This window comes from Burkholderia sp. LK4, from assembly GCF_001043615.1.
In the GTDB taxonomy this organism is placed as follows: Bacteria; Pseudomonadota; Gammaproteobacteria; order Burkholderiales; family Burkholderiaceae; genus Burkholderia; species Burkholderia cepacia.
Genome location: NZ_LDUL01000036.1, coordinates 35,940 through 58,696 on the forward strand (window position 1 = coordinate 35,940; position 22,757 = coordinate 58,696).

18 protein-coding genes and 1 pseudogene are annotated in these 22,757 nt (G+C 66.9%); 10 read left to right on the forward strand and 9 right to left on the reverse strand.

All coding sequences use genetic code 11. The features are described 5' to 3' along the window. The first annotated feature begins 1 nt into the window (after position 1). Positions 2 to 2,212: a xanthine dehydrogenase family protein molybdopterin-binding subunit gene (locus VK92_RS19045; RefSeq protein WP_048023233.1), complete on the forward strand. Its 2,211-nt coding sequence runs from the start codon at positions 2 to 4 to the stop codon at positions 2,210 to 2,212. 124 nt (positions 2,213 to 2,336) lie between these two features. Here VK92_RS19045 and VK92_RS19050 read toward each other — a convergent pair whose 3' ends face one another. Then, a complete protein-coding gene (locus tag VK92_RS19050; protein ID WP_048023235.1) occupies positions 2,337 to 3,539 on the reverse strand; it encodes a Fic family protein in 1,203 nt (400 codons plus the stop codon). 415 nt (positions 3,540 to 3,954) lie between these two features. On the opposite strand from VK92_RS19050, the gene VK92_RS19055 reads away from it, so the two are divergent. Together VK92_RS19055 and VK92_RS40275 are read left to right on the forward strand one after the other, a co-directional pair. Then, entirely contained in the window at positions 3,955 to 4,353 is a 399-nt protein-coding gene (locus tag VK92_RS19055; RefSeq protein ID WP_021162972.1) for a winged helix-turn-helix domain-containing protein, read from the forward strand. Between the two features lie 507 nt (positions 4,354 to 4,860). Continuing rightward, a pseudogene (locus VK92_RS40275) lies at positions 4,861 to 5,052 on the forward strand (lytic transglycosylase); the annotation flags it as partial. Positions 5,053 to 5,071: 19 nt separating this feature from the next. Here the strand turns inward: VK92_RS40275 and asnB are convergent. Together asnB and VK92_RS19070 are read right to left on the reverse strand one after the other, a co-directional pair. Further along, positions 5,072 to 7,039, reverse strand: coding sequence for an asparagine synthase (glutamine-hydrolyzing) (asnB, locus tag VK92_RS19065; protein WP_048023239.1), 1,968 nt, complete (start codon positions 7,037 to 7,039; stop codon positions 5,072 to 5,074). A 275-nt stretch (positions 7,040 to 7,314) separates the two neighbouring features. Next, on the reverse strand, positions 7,315 to 8,148 hold the full coding sequence (locus VK92_RS19070) for a helix-turn-helix transcriptional regulator (protein ID WP_042977513.1): 834 nt from the start codon (positions 8,146 to 8,148) through the stop codon (positions 7,315 to 7,317). Positions 8,149 to 8,431: 283 nt separating this feature from the next. On the opposite strand from VK92_RS19070, the gene VK92_RS19075 reads away from it, so the two are divergent. Then, positions 8,432 to 9,337: a helix-turn-helix transcriptional regulator gene (locus VK92_RS19075; protein ID WP_042977528.1), complete on the forward strand. Its 906-nt coding sequence runs from the start codon at positions 8,432 to 8,434 to the stop codon at positions 9,335 to 9,337. A gap of 127 nt (positions 9,338 to 9,464) precedes the next feature. Here VK92_RS19075 and VK92_RS19080 read toward each other — a convergent pair whose 3' ends face one another. Both VK92_RS19080 and VK92_RS42530 read right to left on the reverse strand, forming a co-directional pair. Continuing rightward, complete coding sequence (locus VK92_RS19080; protein WP_048023240.1) at positions 9,465 to 11,111, reverse strand: Nramp family divalent metal transporter; 1,647 nt, start codon at positions 11,109 to 11,111, stop codon at positions 9,465 to 9,467. Positions 11,112 to 11,227: 116 nt separating this feature from the next. Beyond that, positions 11,228 to 11,365, reverse strand: coding sequence for a hypothetical protein (locus VK92_RS42530; RefSeq protein ID WP_165589126.1), 138 nt, complete (start codon positions 11,363 to 11,365; stop codon positions 11,228 to 11,230). A gap of 1,069 nt (positions 11,366 to 12,434) precedes the next feature. On the opposite strand from VK92_RS42530, the gene VK92_RS19085 reads away from it, so the two are divergent. Together VK92_RS19085 and VK92_RS19090 are read left to right on the forward strand one after the other, a co-directional pair. Further along, entirely contained in the window at positions 12,435 to 12,704 is a 270-nt protein-coding gene (locus VK92_RS19085) for a hypothetical protein (RefSeq protein ID WP_027789529.1), read from the forward strand. Between the two features lie 108 nt (positions 12,705 to 12,812). Continuing rightward, a complete protein-coding gene (locus VK92_RS19090) occupies positions 12,813 to 14,300 on the forward strand; it encodes a carbohydrate porin (RefSeq protein WP_048023242.1) in 1,488 nt (495 codons plus the stop codon). A gap of 76 nt (positions 14,301 to 14,376) precedes the next feature. On the opposite strand, the gene treA is transcribed toward VK92_RS19090, so the two are convergent. Next, positions 14,377 to 16,152, reverse strand: coding sequence for an alpha,alpha-trehalase TreA (gene treA / locus VK92_RS19095; RefSeq protein WP_082160851.1), 1,776 nt, complete (start codon positions 16,150 to 16,152; stop codon positions 14,377 to 14,379). A gap of 364 nt (positions 16,153 to 16,516) precedes the next feature. Between treA and VK92_RS19100 the strand changes: the two genes are divergently transcribed. Beyond that, complete coding sequence (locus tag VK92_RS19100; RefSeq protein WP_048023244.1) at positions 16,517 to 17,905, forward strand: MFS transporter; 1,389 nt, start codon at positions 16,517 to 16,519, stop codon at positions 17,903 to 17,905. 381 nt (positions 17,906 to 18,286) lie between these two features. Beyond that, positions 18,287 to 19,498 carry a winged helix-turn-helix domain-containing protein gene (locus VK92_RS19105; protein ID WP_048023245.1) on the forward strand — a complete coding sequence of 404 codons (1,212 nt, stop codon included), beginning with the start codon at positions 18,287 to 18,289 and terminating at the stop codon, positions 19,496 to 19,498. 73 nt (positions 19,499 to 19,571) lie between these two features. On the opposite strand, the gene VK92_RS43010 is transcribed toward VK92_RS19105, so the two are convergent. Next, complete coding sequence (locus tag VK92_RS43010; protein WP_006480837.1) at positions 19,572 to 19,790, reverse strand: DUF1653 domain-containing protein; 219 nt, start codon at positions 19,788 to 19,790, stop codon at positions 19,572 to 19,574. A 57-nt stretch (positions 19,791 to 19,847) separates the two neighbouring features. Then, complete coding sequence (locus VK92_RS43015) at positions 19,848 to 20,291, reverse strand: GNAT family N-acetyltransferase (RefSeq protein ID WP_021162985.1); 444 nt, start codon at positions 20,289 to 20,291, stop codon at positions 19,848 to 19,850. Between the two features lie 205 nt (positions 20,292 to 20,496). Between VK92_RS43015 and VK92_RS19120 the strand changes: the two genes are divergently transcribed. Continuing rightward, the gene (locus VK92_RS19120) at positions 20,497 to 21,102 is read left to right on the forward strand and encodes an HAD hydrolase-like protein (RefSeq protein ID WP_231600578.1); all 606 of its coding nucleotides are present in this window, start codon (positions 20,497 to 20,499) and stop codon (positions 21,100 to 21,102) included. A 313-nt stretch (positions 21,103 to 21,415) separates the two neighbouring features. Further along, on the forward strand, positions 21,416 to 21,988 hold the full coding sequence (locus VK92_RS19125; protein WP_048023247.1) for a DUF4142 domain-containing protein: 573 nt from the start codon (positions 21,416 to 21,418) through the stop codon (positions 21,986 to 21,988). Between the two features lie 109 nt (positions 21,989 to 22,097). Here VK92_RS19125 and VK92_RS19130 read toward each other — a convergent pair whose 3' ends face one another. Continuing rightward, positions 22,098 to 22,697, reverse strand: coding sequence for a GNAT family N-acetyltransferase (locus VK92_RS19130; protein ID WP_048023249.1), 600 nt, complete (start codon positions 22,695 to 22,697; stop codon positions 22,098 to 22,100). Positions 22,698 to 22,757: the final 60 nt, after the last annotated feature.

Consider the following 22,757-nt stretch of genomic DNA (forward strand, 5'->3'; position numbering starts at 1 on the left):
CATGACGATCGAACTCGACAACACCGGGTCGGTGCGTCCGTCGCGCCGCACGTTCCTGAAGGCCGCGGGTGCCGCGGCCGCCGTCAGCCTGACCATCGGCTTCGAATGGGCCGGGCTCGGCCGCCGCGCGCTGGCCGCGACCGCGCCCGCCGCGGACTTCGCGCCGAATGCGTTCCTGCGCATCACGCCCGACGGCGCCGTCACGGTCATCGCGAAGCACGTCGAAATGGGCCAGGGTGCGTATACGGGCATCGCGACGATCGTCGCCGAGGAGCTCGATGCCGACTGGTCGACCGTGCGCGTCGAAAGCGCGCCGGCCGATGCGAAACGCTACGCGAACCTCGCGTTCGGCACGATGCAGGGCACGGGCGGCAGCTCGGCGATGGCGAACTCGTGGCAGCAACTGCGCGAAGCGGGCGGCAAGGCCCGCGCGATGCTGGTGTCGGCCGCGGCGGCCCGCTGGAAGGTTCCGGCCGGCGAGCTGACGACCGCCAACGGCGTCGTCACGCACGCGAAGAGCGGCAAGAAGGCCGCGTACGGCACGCTCGTCGCCGATGCGTCGAAGCTGCCGGTGCCGGACAAGGTCGTGCTGAAGCAGCCGGCCGATTTCAAGCTGATCGGCCATCGGATTCCGCGCGTCGACGCGTCGCCGAAATCGAACGGCACCGCGCATTTCACGGTCGACACGACCTTCCCCGGGATGCGGGTCGCGCTGCTGCAGCGCCCGCCGCGCTTCGGCGCCACGGTGAAATCGTTCGACGTGACGGCCGCCAGGGCCGTGCCGGGTGTCGTGTCGGTCGTGCAGGTGCCGGGCGGCATCGCGGTCGTCGGAACCGGCTTCTGGGCCGCGAAACAGGGTCGCGACGCGCTGAAGGTCGAATGGGACGAAGCGCACGCCGAAAAGCGCGGCTCCGACGAGATCATGCGCGAATACCGGCAGCTCGCCGACAAGCCGGGCACGTCGGCGCGCAAGGACGGCGATGCCGATGCGGCGATCGCGGGCGCCGCGCGCAAGATCGGCGCGACGTACGAATTCCCGTATCTCGCGCACGCGCCGATGGAGCCGCTCGACGCGGTCGTCAAGCTGACGGCGGACAGCTGCGAAATCTGGGCCGGCGACCAGTTCCAGACGGTCGACCAGGCCAACGCGGCCAGGACGGCCGGCCTGAAGCCCGAACAGGTGCAGATCCACACGCTGTACGCGGGCGGCAGCTTCGGCCGGCGCGCGAACGCGTGGTCCGACTACGTGGTCGAGGCCGTGTCGATCGCGAAGGCGCTCGGCGCCGACGGCAAGCCCGTCAAGCTGCAATGGACGCGCGAGGACGACATCCAGGGCGGCTTCTACCGGCCGATGTACTTCCACAAGCTCGACGCGGGGCTGACTGAGGACGGCAAGCTGGTCGGCTGGCGCCACCGGATCGTCGGGCAGTCGATTCTCGCCGGCACGCCGTTCGAAGCGTTCATGGTCAAGAACGGCATCGACGCCACCTCGGTCGAGGGCGCGGCGAACCTGCCGTACGCGGTGCCGAACGTGTCGGTCGAACTCACCACCACCAAGGTGGGCCTGCCCGTGCTGTGGTGGCGCGTGGTCGGCAGCTCGCACACCGCGTATGCCGTCGAGGCGTTCATCGACGAAGCCGCGCACACGGCGGGCAAGGATCCGTACGCATTCCGCCGCGACCTGCTCGTGAAGGAGCCCCGCATGCGCGCGGTGCTGGACCTGGCCGCGCAGAAGGCCGGCTGGGATCCGGCCAAGCCGCTGCCGAAGGGCCGCGGGCGCGGGATCGCCGTCGCCGAGGCGTTCAAGAGCTATGTCGCGCAGGTGGCCGAAGTGTCGGTCGATGCGGACGGCAAGGTGAAGGTCGAGCGCGTGGTGTGCGCGGTCGATTGCGGGATCGCGATCAATCCCGACATCGTCGCCGCGCAGATGGAGGGCGGCATCGGCTTCGGGCTCGGCGCGGTGATGCACAGCGCGATCACGCTGAAGGACGGCCAGGTCGAACAGCGCAACTTCGACGGCTACCACGTGCTGCGCATCGCGGAGATGCCGAAGGTCGAGGTGCATATCGTGCCGTCGGCCGAAGCGCCGACCGGGGTCGGTGAGCCGGGCGTCGCGCCGGTCGGGCCCGCGGTCGCGAACGCGATCTTCGCGGCAACGGGCAAGCGGCATTACGTGCTGCCGTTCGATTCGGCGGATAGCGCGAAGGCTTGACGGCGGGGCGACACGCCGGCCGCGGGGCGGAGACGCCCTGCGGCCGGCGTTTTCAATGCATCGCGGGAATGTCGTGCTTGTTCGAGCCGACGCCGCCCGACCTCGCGCGGCCCGTCCGCCCCCCTTACTCCTGCTCGACTTCCGGCCAAAGCCTCGGAAACAGAAACCGGAGGCTGCTCAGCGGCAATCCGAACGAAAGCTCGCCGCGATGCGAAGGCGAAGTCAGCAGACCGCAATCCAGCAGCGATCGAACGATCCTGCGCGCCAGTACGTCGCTGACACCCAGCATCTGCGCAAATTCCGCACGCGTGACGGTTCGGCGCAGCGCGACGAACTCCATCGCGAGCGCCGCGGCTTCCGCTTTGATAACGGATTTTTCCGAGCGGATCTTCCACGGATTGGCCTCCAGAAATCTCAGCAAATCCAGCAGCCTTCCCGTCACCCCGTCGAACTGGGTCATATGCACCATAAACCCGACCTGGTCCTGACAGCAGTCGAGAAAAAAACGCGCAAACCTGACCAGTCCTTCCTGGGATAGATTGCCCCGGCCGTCCAGATCGTTGCGCCGTGTCTGATCGGCTTCGCTCAGCCTGGCGTAATACTGCTCATGCTCTCGCGCCAGCCCTCGAAGCGGCGACCAGAGACCGTGGGTCAGATCGGCCGCGCGCAATCCGAGATGCGAATGCAAGCGTGCGACGCGACCGTTGCCGTCCATGAACGGGTGCACCCACGCGAGACGATGATGCGAACAGGCAATGCCGATCAGTTGGTATTCCCTGGCGCGAATGCGGGCATAACGAGTCGCCCAGGCCTGAAGCAACGGTTCGATCATTTCGGGTTCCGGCGCCAAATGACGCCCCACCGTCACATCCGATCGACGAAATTCGCCCGGGACAACGATATCCCCGTCGCCGGTCAATCGTTCATCGTCACGCAGGCAGGAAAAGAAGCGATCGTGAATAGCCGCGATTCGCGCCGGTTCAAACAGCGCGGCGACCGGAAGCGCTCGCCACTCCTCCTCGAGCGCTGTTTCCGTCGCGATATGCGCCACCGCGAAGAGCTGCTTCCGGCGTTCGACGATATCGGTCGAATAATCCCGATGCAGCGCCGCCTCGATCTTGGCCGGCGTGGTGTGCTGGCCTTCGATCTTGTTCGTGTAGTACGAATTCATCGCGCGGAGTTGCGGCACGAGCGCAGTCGCCAGCGGGGTACCGCGCACGGCAAGCAACCGCTGCGACGAATCGACGAGTTCGGCGGCCTGCTCGAGCAGCGGATCGAGTACGCGATCTTCGGGAAACAAAGGCTCAAAGGTGGCGACGGTCGTCATGCTTCCGTGTAGGGTTTCATGTAGGGTTCGATGTCGGCAATTATAGTCACTTATGTCACTGATTTATATTGATTTTCCATCGAACCGTGTAGGGTTCGATGTAGGGTTCGATGTCGTGTTCCCATCCCCTGCCGCCGATCCGGATCGCGCACATGTTGCCCCCGGCTCCCCCCGCGTTACGTCAGACGTAACGCCCGTAACGTCGCCCGCCGATGCTACGTAACAATCCTTCACCTTTGCTCTGACCCTTTCCCTACCCGCGGCACGCCGCTCCTTGAAAATTCTTTTAAATTCAAGGCCAGAGTGCCGTCCGCTCGGGTGCCGCCCCCTGTCGTGACACGACGATCCCTTCCCTGGCCCGGAAGTTGCAGCACAGGACCCGCAAACACTCCTTTATGGACATGCGAGGGCCACCATGGATTGCAAATACCTGTACATCGACAACATAAAAATCAACTTCGTGCGCCGCACGATCGAAATCGACAACAAGATCGTCGACGTCACGCCGCGTGAATTCGACGTCGTCGAATTCCTGCTCGACAACATGAACAAGATCGTGCCGCGGCAGGCAATCCAGGAAGCCGTGTGGGGCCGTGAACTCGGCGTGTCGTCGCGCACGCTCGACACCCATATCTCGCGTATCCGCTCGAAGCTGCAACTCGATCACGACAAGAACCTGCGGATCATTCCGATCTATGCGGTCGGCTATCGCCTGGTGCTGTTCGGTGCGGCGATGACGCACGTCGAGCGCCACGAAGCCGCGCCGATCCTGCGCGCGACACCGCAAGCCGTGATGGCCGCCGACTACGCCTGACGATTTACCCGCGAGCCGCATGCATGCGGCTCGCCTGCCAAGCTCCCCCCACCGCGCTGCGCCGATCCGCAGCGCTTCGCGGCACGCCCGTCGGGCGCGGCCCGCACGCCGCCCGGCCCGCCAGCCAGTCGCGACCCGACCGCCGCCTCCGGGCGGCGGTCGCTTTTGGGCGCCGGCGGCCGCACGACACCGCGCTTCGTCACGCGTCGTCGCGTCCGCTCGTGCCCCCGCCGATGCCCGCGACTACGGAATCCGGCGTGACACACGACCCTCGCCGTCCCTACAATCGACCCGGTAGCCGCGCGCCCTCCGCGCCGCCGGCCCGGAACGAACGGAACGATCATGAAGATGCGCGATTCGCGAATCGCCGTCGCCTGCCTTTGCGCGTTGGCCGCGCTGGTCGCACTCGTGTGCACCGCGCCGCCCGTTGCGCACGCGGCGAACGACACCACGCTTCACGCCGCGTCGATGACGCCGGGCGATCCGGATGACGGCAGCGCCGGTCGCGACACGCCGCCCGCACGCCAGCGCCGGATGGATGCCGCTGCAACCACGCCGCCCGATCGCGTGCGCCGGCAAGCTTCGCCGGGGGCCTCCGCCGATCCGCCTTCGTGCCATGCCCGGCCCGTGATGACGATGTGTCGCGGCCTCCACTCGAACGACGCGAAGCGGCGCTGCATGCGCTGCCTCGATCAGTAACGACGCGCAACGCGCCGCCTCATGCGGCGCGTTGCGCCTCCAGCCACGCCTGGAACATCAGCACCGTCCACAGCTGGTGCTGCCAGTTCATCCGGCCGGTCACGTGCTGCCGCCACAGACGTTCGACCGCGTCCGCATCGAAATAGCCTTCCTCGCGCAACCGCGACGGCCGCAGCAGCGCCTCGGCCCAGTCGCGCAGCGCGCCGCGCAGCCAGTGATCGACGGGCGCGCAGAAGCCCTGCTTCGGCCGGTCGATCAGCGCGGACGGCACGTAGCGGTCGAGCAGCCGGCGCAGCAGCGCCTTCGATTGCCCTTCCGGCAAGCGCACGTGCGCCGGCACGCGCCACGCGAATTCGACGACGTGATGATCGAGGAACGGCATGCGCGTTTCGAGGCTCACCGCCATCGCCGCGCGATCGACTTTCGCGAGGATGTCGGTCGGCAGGTACGTGAGCGTGTCGATCGCCATCGCCTGCTCGGCGAAGCTCAGGTGCGCGGGCCACGCGGATACGGTGTCGAGCGGCGTCGCCGGCTCCTGCCCCGACAGCGCGAGGCGCTCGGGATGATGCACCGACGACATCAGCAGCCGGTACAGCCCGATGCGGCTCTCGGCGGTCATCACGTGGCCGAGCTTGTGCAGGCGATCGCCGATGCGCGCCGCCGATTCGCGTGCCTCCACGCCGCCCCACGCCCCCTGCGCGACGGCCGCAAGCTGATCCGCGTGATCGGGCCGCAACGCATGCAGCGCGGCGGCGATCCGCGCGCGCACGGCGCCCGGCACGCGATGCAGCTTGCGCCACAGGCGCGGCGTCAGGAAATAGCGCGTATAGCCGCCGAACAGCTCGTCGCCGCCGTCGCCGGACAGGCTCACCTTCACGTGCCGGCGCGTCAGCTCCGACACGAGAAAGGTCGGGATCTGCGACGCATCGGAAAACGGCTCGTCGTAGATCGACGGCAGCTTCGGCACGACGCCGAGCGCGTGGTCGGCCGTGACGTAGAGCTCGGTATGGCGCGTGCCGAGATGGCGCGCGACGGCCTTTGCATAACCGGCCTCGTCGTAGCCGGCCTCATGGAAGCCGATCGTGAACGTATCGACCGGTGTCGACGATTGCGCCTGCATCAGCGCGACGATCGTCGACGAATCGATGCCGCCGGACAGGAACGCGCCGAGCGGCACGTCGGCTTCCATCTGCCGCGCGACGGCCTGGCGCAGGACCGCGTCGAGCTGGCCGACCGCTTCGTCGGCACTGCCCTCGAACGGCTGCGCGCGACCGTCCTCGATCACCTGTTCGAGCGTCCAGTACGCACGCAGGCGCGGCGTGTCGCGCGCATGCTCGAACTGGATATACGTGCCGGGCGGCAGCTTGTGGATGCCGCGATAGATCGTATGCGGCGCGGGCACGCTCGACTGGCGCAGGTACAGGCACAGCGCATCGCGATCGATCGCGCCGTCGAAGCCCGGATAACCGCGCAGCGCCTTCAGTTCGGACGCGAACACGAGCGCGTCGCCGATCCGGCCGTAGTAGAGCGGTTTTTCGCCGATCCGGTCTCGCGCGAGCGTCAGCACCCGCGATGCCCGATTCCACAGCGCGAACGCAAACATGCCGGTCGCGCGCCGCAGCGTCGCGTCGACACCCCACGCGACGATCGCCGCGATCAGCACCTCGCTGTCGGAGTGGCCGCGCCACGCCGGTGCGCGCCCCGCGCGCTCGAGCTCCGCGCGCAGTTCGCGATGGTTGTAGATTTCGCCGTTGAAGACCATGACGTAGCGACCGCACGCGGATGCCATCGGCTGTCGGCCGTGTACCGACAGGTCGACGATCGCGAGCCGCCGGTGGCCGAGCGCGATGCCGGCCTCCGGGTCGACCCAGATCCCCTGCCCGTCCGGCCCGCGATGCGCAAGGCTCGCCGTCATGCGCGCGAGTGTGCCGCGCGCTGTCTCCTCATCGCAGGCGACGCTATTCAAAAAGCCGTCGATTCCGCACATTGATTTGTCCGCCCCTGTTGACCAGTTCCGTCACGCACGGCGCAACCTCGCGGCCCGCCGTCCGGCGTGACGATCGGGCCATATTACGAAGAAATAAATCAGCAATAATTCATAGGTGAACTCGCCAATCACTCGAAAAAAACGCTGTCAAGCATCGTGTGCGGAGCGCGTCGGCGCGCGCGGCCGCAGCGGCCCGTCGGGCCGGCGACGCGCGGGCCGGCCCGACGTTCATCGGTCACGGAAAAAACGGGGACGAACGCGGCGGACGCGCGACGTCAGGACGGTAGCCGGCGGGCCGCCAGGTATGCGAGCTGCGCGCGGTTCTGCACGTTGAAGAGTTTTTCGAGCGAGCGGATATGGTGGCCGACCTTGTGCAGCGACGTGCGCAGTGCACTCGCGATCTCCTGGTCGGACAGACCATGCACGAGACGGTCGAGCACCTGTAGTTGCTCGTCGCCGAGCGCGAAGCCGCGCATGCGCGCGATGCGTGCCTCGAGGAACGGCAGCGCGACACGATGCACCGCGAGGCTGACCGACAGCGCACCGCCGATCACGCGATCGTCGATCCATTCGGTGCCGTGCGTCTCCGACGTCACGTTCACCGCGACACGCAGGTCGAGGCGCGGCGCCGACAGGCCGAACAGCACGCCGCTGTTCATCGCGTGCGCACGCAGATGGCCGGCGAGCGCCAGCATCTTGCGGTCGCCGCTGCCCTGCGCGGCCGCCTCGATCTCGTCGAGCTGCCACGCAACCGGAAAGCCGCTCTGCCGCACCTGCGCGAACCGCGGGTCGCTCTCGTAGAGCATGCCCTCGAAAAACGGCTGCATGAACGTCGCGGGAGCGAGGTCGCGAAGCAGGTGCGCGCACAGGATGCGCCGCCCGATCATTTCGAAAGCCCCGTAACCGAGCGTGCTGAAACCGATTTGCCGCAAGCGCGCATGGCATAACGCGAAATCGGCCAAAGCCGGGTCGGTTTTACCGAATTCGATTTGCGCGCCGGTAAAAACGTCGTGCCCGATTGCCTGATATTCATTCGAATAAGCCGCGGCCGTTGCAATATCGGCCTGCGAAAACCACTCGACGCGTGGTGCGCCGTCAGCGTATGTCATGAGGAGCCCGCCCTTTCCCAATATATGAACCTGCGCCCCGTCACGATCTGGTCTTGTCTCGATGGATTTTCTGGTCTTCGTTATTTGCGTGCGAATAGGAATCTTCCGCCGCCATTAGTATTACGGCATATTACGCGTACACAAGCGTTTTTGTACAATGCCCCGCGCTGCGTCATGGATGACGATCCGCGCATATCACACCGATGCTCGATCGCACCGCCGCGACGGCCATACACGATACGGCCGCCGCCAGGCGTTATGCGTCGATTCCGAGGGATGGCACATGTCCGACATTGCATTGCATGAAGAAGCGGTCGCCTCAACCTTTCCCCACCCGTCGCACGGGCCGGGCGCGTGCCCCGACGTGCTGCGGGAGCGCCCCGTGCAGGTCGTCTGGTGCGACGACGTGAAACGCGGCGACGTCACGCAGCCGCACGCGCCGAAACTCGGCGTGGCCGATACGCTCGCGCACGCGCAGAGCACGGCCGAGCGCAGCCGGATCGTCGCAAGCCTGCTGCACCTGACGGGCTTCTCGACGTTCGCGTACTTCGCGCTCGAATTCGCGCACGAGCGGGTAGAAAGTCTCTATCTGCACGAAGCATTCACGCCGTCCACCTATCGCGGCGACTACGTGCGCCACCAACATCACGACGTCGATCCGCGCACGCTCGGCGCACGCGTATGCAACATGCCGATCGTGTGGGACCTGCAGCAGTTGCGCCGCGAACACCGCGAGCGCGACGCCGGCCCGCGCGCGTCGCCGGCCGCGCTCGACGGCTTCCTGCAGACGATGCAGGACGACGGGATGTGCAGCGGCATCATGTATTCGATGGCCGTGCCCGGCACGCGGCTGCATGCGTTCATGAGCTTCACCGCGCCGCGCCGCACGCGCGAATGGATCACGCCGGCGACGATCGAGCAGGCGCTGTCGATCGGACTGTCGGTACACAAGTTCGCGTCGCCGCAGTTGATCTCGACCTCGCGCGAGCGCGCGGTGAACGGGCTCACGCCGTTCGAGCAGGAACTGCTGCTCGGCATTGCCGAAGGCGCATCCGACAAGGAGATCGGCCGGCGCCTCGACACCAGCGCGCACAACGTCGACTATCACCTGCGCAAGCTGCGCAAGCGCTTCGGCGTCGCGAACCGGATCCAGCTCACGTACCTGACGTCGAAGCTCGAATTGATCTGACCGTCGCGCAACGCGTGCGACGTGCCGCAAGCAAGCGCGTAAACGCACATGCCGGCCACGAAGGCCGGCATGTGCGGGTTGCGGCGCGGTGCCGGGCCCGGCGCCGCTTCCGGGCAGACGGCCTGCGTTACTTCAGCAGCGTCATCTGCACCACCTTGACGATCACGAGACCGACCGCGATCACGAGATAGCCGCGCAGCACGGCCATCCAGATTCGCGTCGCCAGCGTCATGTTCTGCGGCTCGAGCGTATCGAGCGGCGGCATGCGCCACGTGTCGCGCAACGTGCGATCGACGGCCGGTTCGATCACGCGCTTGTTGCGACGGATCAATACCGTCGCGATATAACCCGTGATCGCGAGCACGGTGCCGCCGACCAGCACGTCGATGATCGCTTCGCCGCTGATATCCGGATACATCACCGACGCAGTGAGGATGATCGACAGCAGCACGAGCACCCAGATCACCGCACCGGTGAACACGTTGAGCTTCGTCGAGTTGACCCACGGGCCGAGCACCTGACGGTCGTTGCACAGCACCAGCAGGAACACCGTCGCGCTCGGCAGCAGCACGCCCGCGAGCGTCTGCACCGCTTCCGTCAGCAGGCCGAGCGGGCTGCCCGGAATCAGCACGAGCGTGGCCGCGGCCGCGACGATGCCGAAATACACGAGATAGAAACCCTTCGCGTCGGACACGCCGCGGTGCAGCGAGTGGCGGATCTTGAACACGTCGCCGATCGCATAGGCCGTCGACAGCGACACGGCCGCCGCGCCGATGATGCACGCGTCGAGCAGCGCCACCGCGAACAGCGTTGCGCTCGTGCGGCCGGCATACTTCTCGAGGCCCGCGATGATGCCGCCCGCGTCGGTGAAGTTGCCGGCTTCCGGATGCCCGTTGAACAGCGCGGCGCTGAAACCGATCATGGCGACCGCACCGATCAGCACGAACACGATGCCGATCCACAGGTCGGCCTTTTCATATTTCATGAAGCGCGGCGTGATGCGCTTGTCGATCACGTAGCTCTGCTGGAAGAACAGCTGCCACGGCGCGACGGTCGTGCCGACGATGCCGATCACGAGCAGCATCACGTCCGACAGCTTCGCGTGCGCGGGCCAGTTCGGCACGAAGAAATCGCGCGTCATCTGCGCGACGGGCGGATGGATCGACACGAGCACCGGCACGAGCAGCAGGCTCAGCACGCACAGCCCGATCGCGAACCGCTCGAATCGCCTGAAATCCCCGGTACTCACCGCGGCCATGGTCAGCGCCGCGGCCACGCACACGCCGGCGACCTTCGGCAGCCCGAAGAAATCCAGCACGAACGTGATGCCGATGAACTCGGTGACGATGGTGAGCGCATTGAGCAGGAACAGGTCGATCACGCTGAACGCGCCCCAGAACTTGCCGAAGCGCTCGAAGATCAGCCGTGCATGCCCGACGCCCGTCACCGCGCCGAGGCGCAGCACCATTTCCTGGTTCACGTACAGCACGGGCACGAGCAGCAGCAGCGTCCACAGCAGCGTCGTGCCGTAGTTCTGGCCGGCCTGCGTGTAGGTGCCGAAGGCGCCGGCGTCGTTGTCGCCGACCATCACGATGAGGCCCGGGCCGATGATCGCGAGCAGCGTGCGCAGGCGCGCCCACCACGAGCCGCGCGTGCCGGTGTCGTGATGCGCGATCGTACCGAGCGCGCCGCGGATGTCGCCAAGGTGGGCCTCGTCGAGCACGGCGGCGCGTTCGACGGCGATCGGTGGAGAAACGTTGGATGGCGTGGACATGATGTGTTCCGTACGGCTAATGGTTATCTGGCGAGCGTGCGACCTTGGGATGCGCGCGGGGCGACCGCCCGATGGCGGCCGCGCGTGCGCATGCCGAGGCGCGCTCGGCGCGTCTTTCAGCGGATCAGCGATTTCAGCCGGTTCAACAGGCGGGAGAACACCCGCGGACGGGCGTCGAGCATCAGCATCGCGTCGTAGTCGTTGCGCGATTCCGTGACGTGCGGGAGATTCGACAGCAGAAGGCCGAAGTTCATGGTCTGGCTCCGTGCGGCGACGGCAAGCGTGCCGGCCGCGTGGTGGGCGCGGGGCCAGTCCGGCGCCTGAACGACGTGTCAGGCTAGTCGGCCGGATTGTCCCTGCGACCCGGGTTCAAAAGGGTCTGTGCGTGCAACGGGCATAAGGGACAACTGTCACTGTCGTTCATGGCGGCTCCTGTGCGGTGTTCCGGAGAACACGGTTGACCGCCGTCAGGCGTGCGGGCCGGCATTCGCGCGCCAGGGAAAGGCGTGCGCGAACGCGGCCGCCTGCCAGGCGGCGGTGAAACCGGGCAGCGCATGCGAAAACGCATCACGCTAACCGGCGCGAATCAGGGTGCACGTAGGAATTTGCTGCGGAATACTGCTGCGCGCACCGTTTGCCCGGGGGACAAACGGCGGCTTCGATGAGGCGCGGACGTCGGTCGCTCAGGCGGAAATTTCGTTCGAAGATCGACTACTGCAGGCGTCCAAGGCGGCGGCCCCAAGAGTGAAGATGCCGGATTCTATGGACCGCCCGAAAGTGAAGTCAACCCCGCCGAACCCCATTTCCCGAAATAAATTTCCGTCTTCGCGGCACTGAAAGAATTGCCCTTGAATTGACGTGCCGAAACCTTTCAGCGCGTCATGTCACGGTCACGATCCGATGTGTGCGAACAACGGCGCGGCACCCGGCCGTCGCTTCGTCGTGCCGGCCTCGCACCCTCGCGCTCCACGGCGACGCATCCGCCACACACGGCGCGTTTCATGCGTTTTTTACTTGCGCTGCAGCAAACGACGCGAATACAATCCGCCGCAATTCATCACAGGAGTCCCTCCGTGGACACATGCTCTAGTTGCAGTTCGACGCCGGTCCAGGCCGGCCAAGCCATCGCGAGATAGCAGCCAGACGCATGTCTTACGCCGCTAGCTCGCATTCGTCGGGTTAGCGCGCTTCCTTCCGGGCCGGCCATCGCCGGTTCGTCCGTTGCACGCTCCGTTACGTTCCACCCTCCGATCGCAGGCCGCGTCACGCGCCCGCGCTCGATCACGTCGTCCGGCCTCCGCCGGACCGGACGGAGGCAGTGTCATGTTTCTTCAATCGCTCGCGGTCAGGCTCAAGCGCATCGTGCATGTCGCATGCGACCGCTCGTTCGTTTCCGGCCTCTCGCCGCTCGCCCATGCACTCGGCAACTGGCGCAGCTCGGCGCTCGCCCACGTACCGGCAGCGCCCCGCCCGCTCGACTGCCTGCTGTTCGCCGTGATGGCGGCCGCGGTCGCACTCGTCGCGCTGCTGTGCTCCGCCGCGCCGCGCCTCGGCTTCGCGCAGGTGTGGCGTATCGGCGGCTGGCTGCCGTAAGCCCCGCCCCGCGCGGCGGTGGCATGTGCCATGTACCGCCGCGTCAAGCTCGCCGCACCACGTTTTCGTTTCTTCAGCGTAACCAATCAAACCACCGACGGAACCCACATGAAGAACTACCTCGAACCCGTCCCGCGCTCGTTCCGCCTCAATGCGCTCGCCGCGCTGCTGCTGTCGCTCGCCGCCGCGCCCGCGTTCGCGCAATCGTCGCCGCCGGCCGCGGCCGAACCGGCGGCCGGCGCCAGTGACGCCGCCGCTCCCGCACAACAGGCCGCCGATGCTGCCGCGCCCGCTCCCGTCGGCCTTTGGGAACGCTCGAACCTGCTCGGCAACATGGGCGGCCTGCGCGACGTGCTCGGCGATCACGGCATCACGCTGAACCTGCAGGAGACCAGCGAGTACCTGTACAACACGTCGGGCGGCACGGGTCGCGGCGGCGCCTACCAGGGGCTCACGCAATTCGGCTTCGACGTCGACACCGGCAAGGCGATCGGCCTGCCGGGCGGCACGTTCAACGTGTCGGCGCTGCAGATTCACGGCACCAACCTCACGCAACGTTATCTGCAGACGCTGCAGACCGCGACCGGTATCGAGGCGAATTCGATCACGCGTCTGTGGGAGCTCTGGTACCAGCAGTCGCTGCTCGACGGCAAGGTCGACGTGAAGGTCGGCCAGCAGAGCGTCGACCAGGAATTCATGGTGAGCCAGAACGCGTCGGCCTTCATGAACGCCACGTTCGGCTGGCCCGTGCTGCCGTCGGCCGATCTGCCGGCCGGCGGCCCCGCGTATCCGATGTCGTCGCTCGGCGTGCGGCTGCGCGTGAAGCCCGCCGATGCGTGGACCGCGATGGTCGGCGTGTTCGACGGCAACCCGGCCGGCCGCACCGACGGCGATGCGCAGGTGCTGAACGCGCACGGCACCAACTTCAACCTGCGCAGCGGCGCGTTCGTGATCGGCGAAGTGCAATATGCGCTGAACGCGCCGCCCGCCGATCCGAAGGCGCCGCAGCCGGCCGGCCTGCCGGGTACGTACAAGCTCGGCTTCTGGTATCAGTCGCAGCATGCGAACGATCCGCGTTACGGCACCGACGGCCTGTCGCTCGCGAATCCGGCGAGCAACGGCATGCCGGCCACGCATCGCGGCAACTACAGTTTCTATGCGGTCGCGGACCAGATGGTGTGGCGGCCGTCGCCGGACAGCCCGCGCTCGGTGGGCGTGTTCGCGCGCGTGATGGGCGCGCCGGGCGATCGCAATACCGTCGATTTCGCCGCCAATGCAGGCGTGACGCTGAAGGCGCCGTTCAAGGGACGCGACAACGACGTCGCGGGTCTCGCGGTCGGCTACACGAAGATCGGCTCGCATGCGCGCGGCCTCGACGGCGACACCGGCGCATACACGACACCCGGCTATCCGGTACGCCGCGCGGAAACGGTCGTCGAGGCAACCTACCAGTACCAGGTCACGCCGTGGTGGCAGTTGCAGGCCGACCTGCAGCACTTCTTCCGTCCGGGCGGCGGCATCCCGAACCCGAACGCGGCCGGTGCGCGCATCGGGGACGAAACGGTGGTCGGCGTGCGCACGACGATCGTGTTCTGACGCACGCCGGATGCAGACACGGGCCGGACGGCCCGTGCGTGCTCTCGCGGTGCAAGCGCGCGGCCCGTGCCGCGCGTCACTCGCCGTACAGCCCGAGCAGTTTCAGCGTGACGCCGTTGGTCCAGCCGAAGCCGTCCTGCAGCGGATATTCGCCGCCGCCTCCACCGCCCGTGCCGGCGCCTTCGACCACGTACTTCTCGACGAGCTTGCCTTCGGTCGCATACACGTGCTTCACGTCGGACAGGAAACGCGTGCCGATGTCTTTCGCGAGCGCCGGTTCGCCATAGCGCCGCAGCCCGTCGATCGCGATCCACTGCAACGGCGCCCAGCCGTTCGGCGCGTCCCACTGCTGCCCCGTGTTCTCGGTGGTCGTCGCGAGGCCGCCCGGCTGCAGCAGCGTCTTGCGCACCTCGCGCGCGGTCGCCTTCGCGCGCTCGGGCCACGCAACGCCCGCGAACAACGGATACAGCGCGGCGGCCGTCACGGCGTCGCGCGGCTTGCGCAACTGCCAGTCGTAGTCGCCGTAGTAACCGCGACGGTTCCACAGATAGCGGTTGATCGCGGCCGCACGCCGCGCCGCGCGCCCGGAAAAATCGGTCACGCAGGCCACGTCGCGCGTGAGCGCGCAGCCCTTCACGATCGTCGTCTCGAGATGGAACATCAGGCTGTTCAGGTCGACCGGCACGATCGACGTCGTGCGGATCGTCGCGAGCGTCTTGCCGTCGCCGAACCAGCGCGAGCTGTAGTCCCAGCCGCTTTCGGCACCCGCGCGCAGGTCGCGGTACACCTCGTTCGCCGGACGCCCCGGCACCGACTTCGCGGTCGTCACGTCCTCGAGATACGACTCGTCGCGCGGCGTATCGCTCGCATCCCAGTAGCGGTTCAGCACCGCGCCGTCGGGCATCGCGACCACATTGCGCGCGGCCTGCCCGCGTGGCGTCGTGGTTTCGCCCTGCATCCAGTACGCGTGCTCCTTGCGCAGTTCCGGCAGATATTTCTGGTAGACCTTGTCGCCTTCGGCCTGTGCGGCAAGCGTGACCATATAGGCGAAGAACGGCGGCTGCGAGCGGCTCGCATAGTACGTACGGTTGCCGTTCGGGATGTGCCCGATCGTGTCGATCAGATGGGCGAAGTTGTCGAGCATGTCGTCGACGAGATCCTCGCGGCCCGACACCTGCAGCCCGAGCATCGTGAAATAGGTATCCCAGTAGTAGCCTTCGCGGAAACGGCCGCCCGGCACGACATACGGCTTCGGCAGCGGAATCAGCGAACTGTAGGGCGGCACCGTCGTGCTCGTGCGCGTGAGCTGCGGCCACAGCCAGTCGATGTGCTGGCGCAGCGTCTGGTTCGGCGGTGGCGTGACGCCGCCTTCCGGGGGCGGCGTGAAATGCTGGCCGACGAACGCCTTCAGCGAGAAGCCCGGCTGCGATTTCTGTTGCTGATACAACTGTACGATCATCGCGGGATCGCTGTCGGGCGTCGCGTCGACGAAGGTCTTCTGGTCGGGATAGATCTGCGCGGTCTGCACGGCGACGAACAGGTCGCCGTAGAGCTGGCTCGGCGGCGGCAGCAACGTGCCCGACGCGGGGCCGGCAACCGCGGCCGTCGCGGGCGCCGCCGACTGATCGACCGCCTGCGCGGCGGCCCGGTTCGCGTTGTCGGCCTGCGCTGCGCAGCCGGCCACGGCGAGATACGCGACGGCCAGTGCGGCGGCCCAGCGAAGACGCGGCGCGGCGCGCCCGAGCGGCGGTGAGCGACGGAGCGGAAAGCGGGTTGAGAAACGGGTTGAGAAGCGCGTTGGGATGCGCGTTGAGACGCGGGATGCAATCGATGCGGCACGACGTGACGTCATGACGTGTCCCCTCCTTTCGATGGTGAGTGGGTCGGCACGAGGTCTCGTTCGCGCGCGCGCTCGTCTCGATGGCCCTCGATCGATGCGCGTCGTTTTGTGTTGCGAGTGGGCCTGACTGTCGCACGAAACGTGCACATCAAGCAAGTTTCGATTCGCGCGGCTCGCGCAGGCGACCTGCGTCGCGTGGACGCGATCCCGACGCGTGCGGTGCACAAACGCGATGCATGCGCGGCGTTTGCGCGGTCGTTCTTTCCGCGCCGCCCGCGAAAAGAACGACTGTTGCACTATGCGGAACATCTGTTGTCGTACGTGACTCAACGGTCACATTGTGGGCATAATGGCGTCTTTACCGCGCGCCCAGCCCATGTCGCCCGTCTTTCTAGCACCGCTCATCGTTGCCTGTGCGTTGTTCATGGAAAGCGTCGACGCGAACATCATCGTCACCGCCCTGCCCGCGATGGCGAGGGACTTCGGGCACAGCCCCGTCACGTTGAACATTGCGATCACGGCCTACGTGGTCGGGCTCGGCGTGTTCATTCCGATCTGCGGCTGGTTGGCCGACCGCTTCAGCGCGCGCTCCGTGTTCCGCACCGCGATCGGCATCTTCGTCGTCGGCTCGCTGATGTGCGCGGCATCCAATTCTCTCGGCGTGCTCACGTTCGCACGCTTCATCCAGGGCGTCGGCGGCGCGATGATGGTGCCCGTCGGCCGCATCATCATTTTCCGCGCCGTGCCGCGCTCGGATCTCGTGCGCGCGATGAACTACCTCGCGATTCCCGCGCTGTTCGGGCCCACGGTCGGGCCGCTCGTCGGCGGCTTCATCACGACCTACCTGCACTGGCGGATGATCTTCTTCATCAACGTGCCGATCGGCATCTACGGGATCTACCTCGCGAGCAAGCACATCGCGAACACGCACGAGCCCGACCCGGGCCCGCTCGACTGGTTCGGATTCCTGCTGTCGGCCAGCGGCGCCGCACTGCTGCTGATGGGCCTCACGCTGATCGACGGTGCGCTCACGTCGCGCTCGAACGCCCTCGCCATGTGCGTGACCGGCACCGTCCTGCTCGCGCTCTACGTGCCGTACGCGCGCCGCAAGGAACGCCCGGTGCTCGACCTCAGCTTCCTCAAGATCCCGACGTATCACGCGAGCGTCGTCGGCGGGTCGCTGTTCCGCATCGGCCTCGGCGCGGTGCCGTTCCTGCTGCCGCTCGCGCTGCAGGAAGGGCTCGGCATGAGCGCGTTCCATTCGGGGCTCATCACGTGCGCGTCCGCGTTCGGCGGCGCGATGAGCCGCTCGACGGCCACCCATACGCTGCGCCGCTTCGGCTTCCGCACGGTACTGATCTACAACGCGGCATTCGCGGGGCTCGCGATCGCCGCGTACGGCGTGTTCCACCCCGGCATGGCGACCTGGGCGATCTGGCTGATCGTGCTCATCGGCGGCATCTTCCCCGCGCTGCAGTTCACGAGCCTGAACTCGATGATCTATGCGGACATCTCGCCGCGCGACGCGGGCCGCGCGACCAGCCTCGGCAGCGTCGTGCAGCAGATGTCGCTCGGTCTCGGCGTGACGGTGGCCGGCCTCGTGCTGCACGTTTCGCACTGGCTGCAGGGTCATCAGAAGATGGTGTGGTCGGATTTCTGGCCCGCGTTCCTGGTGGTCGGGCTGTGCTCGTTCGCGTCGATTCCGATCACGCGGCGGCTGCCGCCCGGCGCCGGCGACGAAGTCGCGCGCGGCAAGCGCCAGTAGCAATCAGTCGGACGAGCGGGAATAGCGACAGGGCAGAACGGGCAGCAGGGAAAACCGCCCGCGAAGCAAACCGGAAAAAACAAAAAAATCAGCGGACATCCACACGGGGCCGGTGCACAGCCGCATGGATGTCCGCTCAGGGCTCCGGGTCTCCCGATGGGGGTTGAGAATCCCGGATTCGCTTCCTGCGTGCCATGGACATATGTGCGTCGGAAGCGGAATCGTTGCGCGCACATTTCGTCGCGCCATGAACTGCACTATAGGGAAACTTGCGAAACGTATCTGTCAACCATTGTCAGACACGTTGCATCGGCACGTCGCACGCGCGCGCCGCTTTCGCGCTAAAGTGGTTCCCGACCATCACTCCCGGCCGCCCCTCCGATGCTTACGCTCTCGCCCGCCGCCGCCCGCGCCCTGCATCTCGCCGCGCAGGGCCTGCTGACACCGCCCCGCCGCAAGGCGACCAAAGCCGACGTGCTCGACACGATCCGCCGGATGGCGCAGCTGCAGATCGATACCATCCACGTCGTCGCGCGCAGCCCGTATCTCGTGCTGTTCAGCCGCCTCGGCGATTTCTCGCCGCAGTGGCTCGACGAACATCTTGCCGAGGCGCGGCTGTTCGAATACTGGTCGCACGAAGCGTGCTTCCTGCCGGCCGAGCAGTTCGGCCTGATGCGCTACAAGATGCTCGATCCGTCGGGGATGGGCTGGAAATATGCGGCGGAATGGCATGAACAGAATCGTCCCGAGATCGAACGGCTGCTCGCGCGGATTCGCGAAGAAGGCCCGGTGAAGTCGGCGGATTTCGTCCGCGAGGATGGCGTGAAGGGCAACGGCTGGTGGGATCGCAAGCCCGAGAAGCGCCACCTGGAAGTGCTGTTCACGACGGGCGACCTGATGGTGTCGGAACGCCGCAATTTCCAGCGCGTGTACGACGTGCGCGAGCGCGTGCTGCCCGGCTGGGACGACACGCGCGACCTGCCGCCGCGCGAAGCCGTGCTGCCCGCGCTGCTCGACTACACGTGCCGTGCACTCGGCGTCGTGCGCGCGGACTGGGTGGCCGACTACTATCGGCTGCCGCGCCGCTCGTACCGCGCGGAGCTCGAGCAGCTCGCCGACGCGGGCGACCTGATCCCGGTGGCGATCGACGACTGGAAGGAGCCGGCCTACGTGCATCGCTCGCTCGTAGCGTTGCTGCCGGCCGCCGAGGCCGACACGCTGCGCTCGACGGTCACGACGCTGCTGTCGCCGTTCGACCCGGTCGTATGGGACCGGCGGCGTGCATCGACGCTATTCGGTTTCGACTACACGATCGAATGCTATACGCCCGAGCACAAGCGGCGTTATGGCTATTTCTGCCTGCCGGTGCTCCATCGCGGCCGGCTGGTCGGGCGCGTCGACGCGAAGGCGCATCGCACGCTCCGCACGTTCGAACTGAAGGCCGTGCATGTCGAGCCGGGCGTGCGGTTCGGCACGGGGCTCGCCGCCGATGTCGCGAAGGCGGTGAAGAAACTCGCGGCGTGGCACGGCACGCCGGAAGTCACGACCCGGCACGCACCGCAGGAACTGGTGAAGGCGCTGGCCGCCGACTGATACCCGCGCATTCGGCTCGACATTCGGCTCGCGCAGCCGGCCCGCAAGGCCGGCTTACGCGACCGGCCGATGATCAGTCGCGCAGCTTGCGGAAACGCGGCGTGCCGTCTTCGAGGTTCCCGTTGAACATCGCTTCCGGGCGCACCCACAGCCCGCGCGCATGCGGCCACAGGTGTTCGTACACGACCACCGATTCCTCGGTTTCGGAATGGCGGGCAACGCCGATGTAGCGATACAGCCCGCCCTTGTAATGGCGATGCGTCGCGAGCTGTTCGGCTTCCTGTTCGGTCATGATCGGTTTCTCTTCGGCAAAAACGGAAAGCGCGTATTGTATGCGCTGCGCCGCGCGTCAGCGTTTCGCGTAGATGTCCGGGCGGCGGATCTCCATCACGCGTTCGGGGTTCGCGCACGCCCCGAAGCCGACCGGCCGGTACAGCTCGTGCGCATCGGACGTCACGAGCATGATGCGGCGCAGGCCCTGCACCATCTCCTGCGCGAACACGTGGTCGATCAGCGCGCGGCCGTAGCCGTTGCCGCGTTCGGCAGGCAGCACGAACACGTCGCACAGGTACGCGAACGTCGCGTGATCGGTCACGAGGCGCGCGAAGCCGACGAGCCGGTCGCCGATATACGCGCCGAAACAAAGGGAACCCTCGATCGCCTTCTCCACCACGTCGCGTGGAATACCCTGCGACCAGTACGCGTCGCGATGCAGGAAGTCGAAGATCGCGTCGACGTCGAGTTCGCGCTTGTCGGTGGAAAATCTCAGCGTGGCGGGGGTGGCAGCAGGCACGTCGGTCTCCGGTCGGGGTGGTGGAAAGCGAAGTGTCGACGATACCGCGCGGCGCGGCGGGGGACAAGGTACAGTGCCGATCATCCGGACGACGCGAAGACGCTGCTCGACCCTCCCGTTTCGCCGCGGGCGCAACCGACCGCACGGGCGACGGGCCGCGATTCGGTGACAATGTCGTCTGCCCGATAACATGCCACGCTGCCTCATGCCCTACCGCCTCATCGCATTCGACTTCGACGGCACGCTCGCCGATTCGCTCGACAGTTTTCTCGCGGCGCTGTCGGAAGCGTCGCGCATGCACGGCTTTCGCGACGCCACGCCCGAGCTGCGTCCGGCACTGCGCGGGATGTCGGCGCGCGACATCATTCGCGCGCTCGACGTGCCGATGTGGAAAGTGCCGCGCGTGACGATCGACATGCGTCGCCTGATGCGGCCGCGCGTCGCGCAAGTGGCGTTGTTCCCCGGCGTCGGCGAAACGTTCGACGCGCTCGCCGCGCGCGGCATCCGCATCGCGATCGCCACGTCGAATACCGAGGAGATCGTGCGCGACCGGCTCGGCCCGCACGCCAGCAGCCGGGTCGAACATTTCGCGTGCGGCATTCCGCTGTTCGGCAAGGCACGTCGCCTGCGCGCACTCGTTCATGAAGCCGGCCTGCGCAACGACGAAGTGCTGTACGTGGGCGATGAAATCCGCGACGCCGTTGCTGCCGCGTCTCGACGCATTGCTCGACCGCGTGTGACACGTTCGCGCGCATCGCGATGCCGGCCAGCGTCGACGCTCGACGCGCGCGTCACCGCAACATGTCGATGACTGGCGGATGACACCCACGTGCATTCCGCACGCCGCATGCGCGCAAAAATTGCCGCCGCCACGCACGCGACAGGTACGCAATACCTGCCGGCATGCGTGCTCATCGATTCGTCTTACCAACCGTTACACAAACCACAGCGCGGTAGCACCTGCTACCGGATCGCCCTCCTAGAATCAGTCGGGCCGGGAAACACTTCGATCGGCGCCGCGGCAGAGCGGCGGTCGAATCCGGCCCGGGCGCGCCCGGTCTCTCGCACAGCGACGGATCACCCGATCCGTTTTTCAACCAGAGCCCCGATTGAAAGGAGGTCCCATGAACCGCTTTCCCCACGTCTCGCGCCTTGCCTTGTCTGCCGCTGGCCTGCTTCTCGTCGCCGTGACGGCGACCGCGCAAACCGCACAACCGGCACCGGCCGCGCCGGCCGCCGCCACCGCGACGCGCATCCACGAAGCCGACCAGGCATTCATCACGGACGGCACGAAAACGGTGTCGACGCAGCACGACGCGGCGCGCATCGCCGATTCGCGCACGTCGGACAGCCAGGTCAAGGCGTTCGCGCAACGCGTGTCGGCCGACGATGAAAAGATCATCCAGGCGATGCGCGCAGCCAGCCCGCGCGGCGTCGACGTGCCCGCCAACGACCCCGACACGGCCGTGCTGAACAGCATCAAGACCCTGCGCGGCGCCGAGTTCGACAAGGCGTACATCGAGCAGGTCGCGCTCGCCGGCCAGCAGAAGGCCATCTCGGCCTTCCAGGCCGAAATCGCATCGGGCCGCGACACGAAGCTGAAGGAAGTCGCACGCCAGTCGCTGCCGATCCTGCAGAAGCATTACGCCGACGCACAGAAGCTCGCGGAGCGCCACCACCTCGCATCGGCGCAGTAACGCGCCGCCGCGCCGCGCATCGTGCGCGGCGCACGGCTTCTTCCCCTGCCGTCGCGTCGCCGCCCCCCCTCAGGCGACGCGACGCACGCCGTGCGTCATACGCGACACGTTACGTCGCAAGCTTCGCCATCAACCGCGCCCTCACCTCCGGCCATTCGTCGTCGATGATGCTGAAGCGCACCGAATTGCGCTTGCGGCCATCCGGCATGATCCGTTCGTGCCGCACGATGCCTTCCTGCTTCGCACCGAGCCGCAGGATCGCCGCGCGCGATTTCTCGTTCAGCTCGTCGGTCGTGAACTGCACGCGCACGCATTGCAGCACGTCGAACGCATAACCCAGCAACAGCCATTTCGCTTCGGTGTTCGCACGCGTGCGCTGCGCCGATTCGCTCAACCACGTATGGCCGATCTCGAGCTTGCGGTTCTTGCGATCGATCTTCCAGAAACGCGTGCTGCCGATCGCGCGGCCCGACGCGCGATCGACGATCGTGAACGGCATCACGGTGGCGGCCGAACGCCCCTGCAATGCCGTGTCGATATACGCGTCGATCGTGTCCGGGCCCGGCACGACCGTGACCTTCAGGTTCCACAACCGGCCGTCCGCGGCAGCGTCCAGCAGCGCCTGCCGGTCGGATCGTTCGAGCGGCCGCAGTTCGACGCGTTCGCCGGTGAGAATCGGTTGTTCGACGGAAGCGGAAGCATCGGTCATGAGCGGTTCCGGAAAAGACGAAAAAACGGCGACGGCGGCGAAACGCCCATCATACGGCCG

Bases quoted from the DNA above. Each gene is read 5' to 3' on its own strand.
- VK92_RS19045 (WP_048023233.1), top strand. From the start codon at position 2: ATGACGATCGAACTCGACAACACCGGGTCGGTGCGTCCGTCGCGCCGC.
- VK92_RS19050 (WP_048023235.1), bottom strand. From the start codon at position 3,539: ATGACGACCGTCGCCACCTTTGAGCCTTTGTTTCCCGAAGATCGCGTA.
- VK92_RS19055 (WP_021162972.1), top strand. From the start codon at position 3,955: ATGGATTGCAAATACCTGTACATCGACAACATAAAAATCAACTTCGTG.
- asnB (WP_048023239.1), bottom strand. From the start codon at position 7,039: ATGTGCGGAATCGACGGCTTTTTGAATAGCGTCGCCTGCGATGAGGAG.
- VK92_RS19070 (WP_042977513.1), bottom strand. From the start codon at position 8,148: ATGACATACGCTGACGGCGCACCACGCGTCGAGTGGTTTTCGCAGGCC.
- VK92_RS19075 (WP_042977528.1), top strand. From the start codon at position 8,432: ATGTCCGACATTGCATTGCATGAAGAAGCGGTCGCCTCAACCTTTCCC.
- VK92_RS19080 (WP_048023240.1), bottom strand. From the start codon at position 11,111: ATGTCCACGCCATCCAACGTTTCTCCACCGATCGCCGTCGAACGCGCC.
- VK92_RS42530 (WP_165589126.1), bottom strand. From the start codon at position 11,365: ATGAACTTCGGCCTTCTGCTGTCGAATCTCCCGCACGTCACGGAATCG.
- VK92_RS19085 (WP_027789529.1), top strand. From the start codon at position 12,435: ATGTTTCTTCAATCGCTCGCGGTCAGGCTCAAGCGCATCGTGCATGTC.
- VK92_RS19090 (WP_048023242.1), top strand. From the start codon at position 12,813: ATGAAGAACTACCTCGAACCCGTCCCGCGCTCGTTCCGCCTCAATGCG.
- treA (WP_082160851.1), bottom strand. From the start codon at position 16,152: ATGACGTCACGTCGTGCCGCATCGATTGCATCCCGCGTCTCAACGCGC.
- VK92_RS19100 (WP_048023244.1), top strand. From the start codon at position 16,517: ATGTCGCCCGTCTTTCTAGCACCGCTCATCGTTGCCTGTGCGTTGTTC.
- VK92_RS19105 (WP_048023245.1), top strand. From the start codon at position 18,287: ATGCTTACGCTCTCGCCCGCCGCCGCCCGCGCCCTGCATCTCGCCGCG.
- VK92_RS43010 (WP_006480837.1), bottom strand. From the start codon at position 19,790: ATGACCGAACAGGAAGCCGAACAGCTCGCGACGCATCGCCATTACAAG.
- VK92_RS19120 (WP_231600578.1), top strand. From the start codon at position 20,497: ATGCCCTACCGCCTCATCGCATTCGACTTCGACGGCACGCTCGCCGAT.
- VK92_RS19125 (WP_048023247.1), top strand. From the start codon at position 21,416: ATGAACCGCTTTCCCCACGTCTCGCGCCTTGCCTTGTCTGCCGCTGGC.
- VK92_RS19130 (WP_048023249.1), bottom strand. From the start codon at position 22,697: ATGACCGATGCTTCCGCTTCCGTCGAACAACCGATTCTCACCGGCGAA.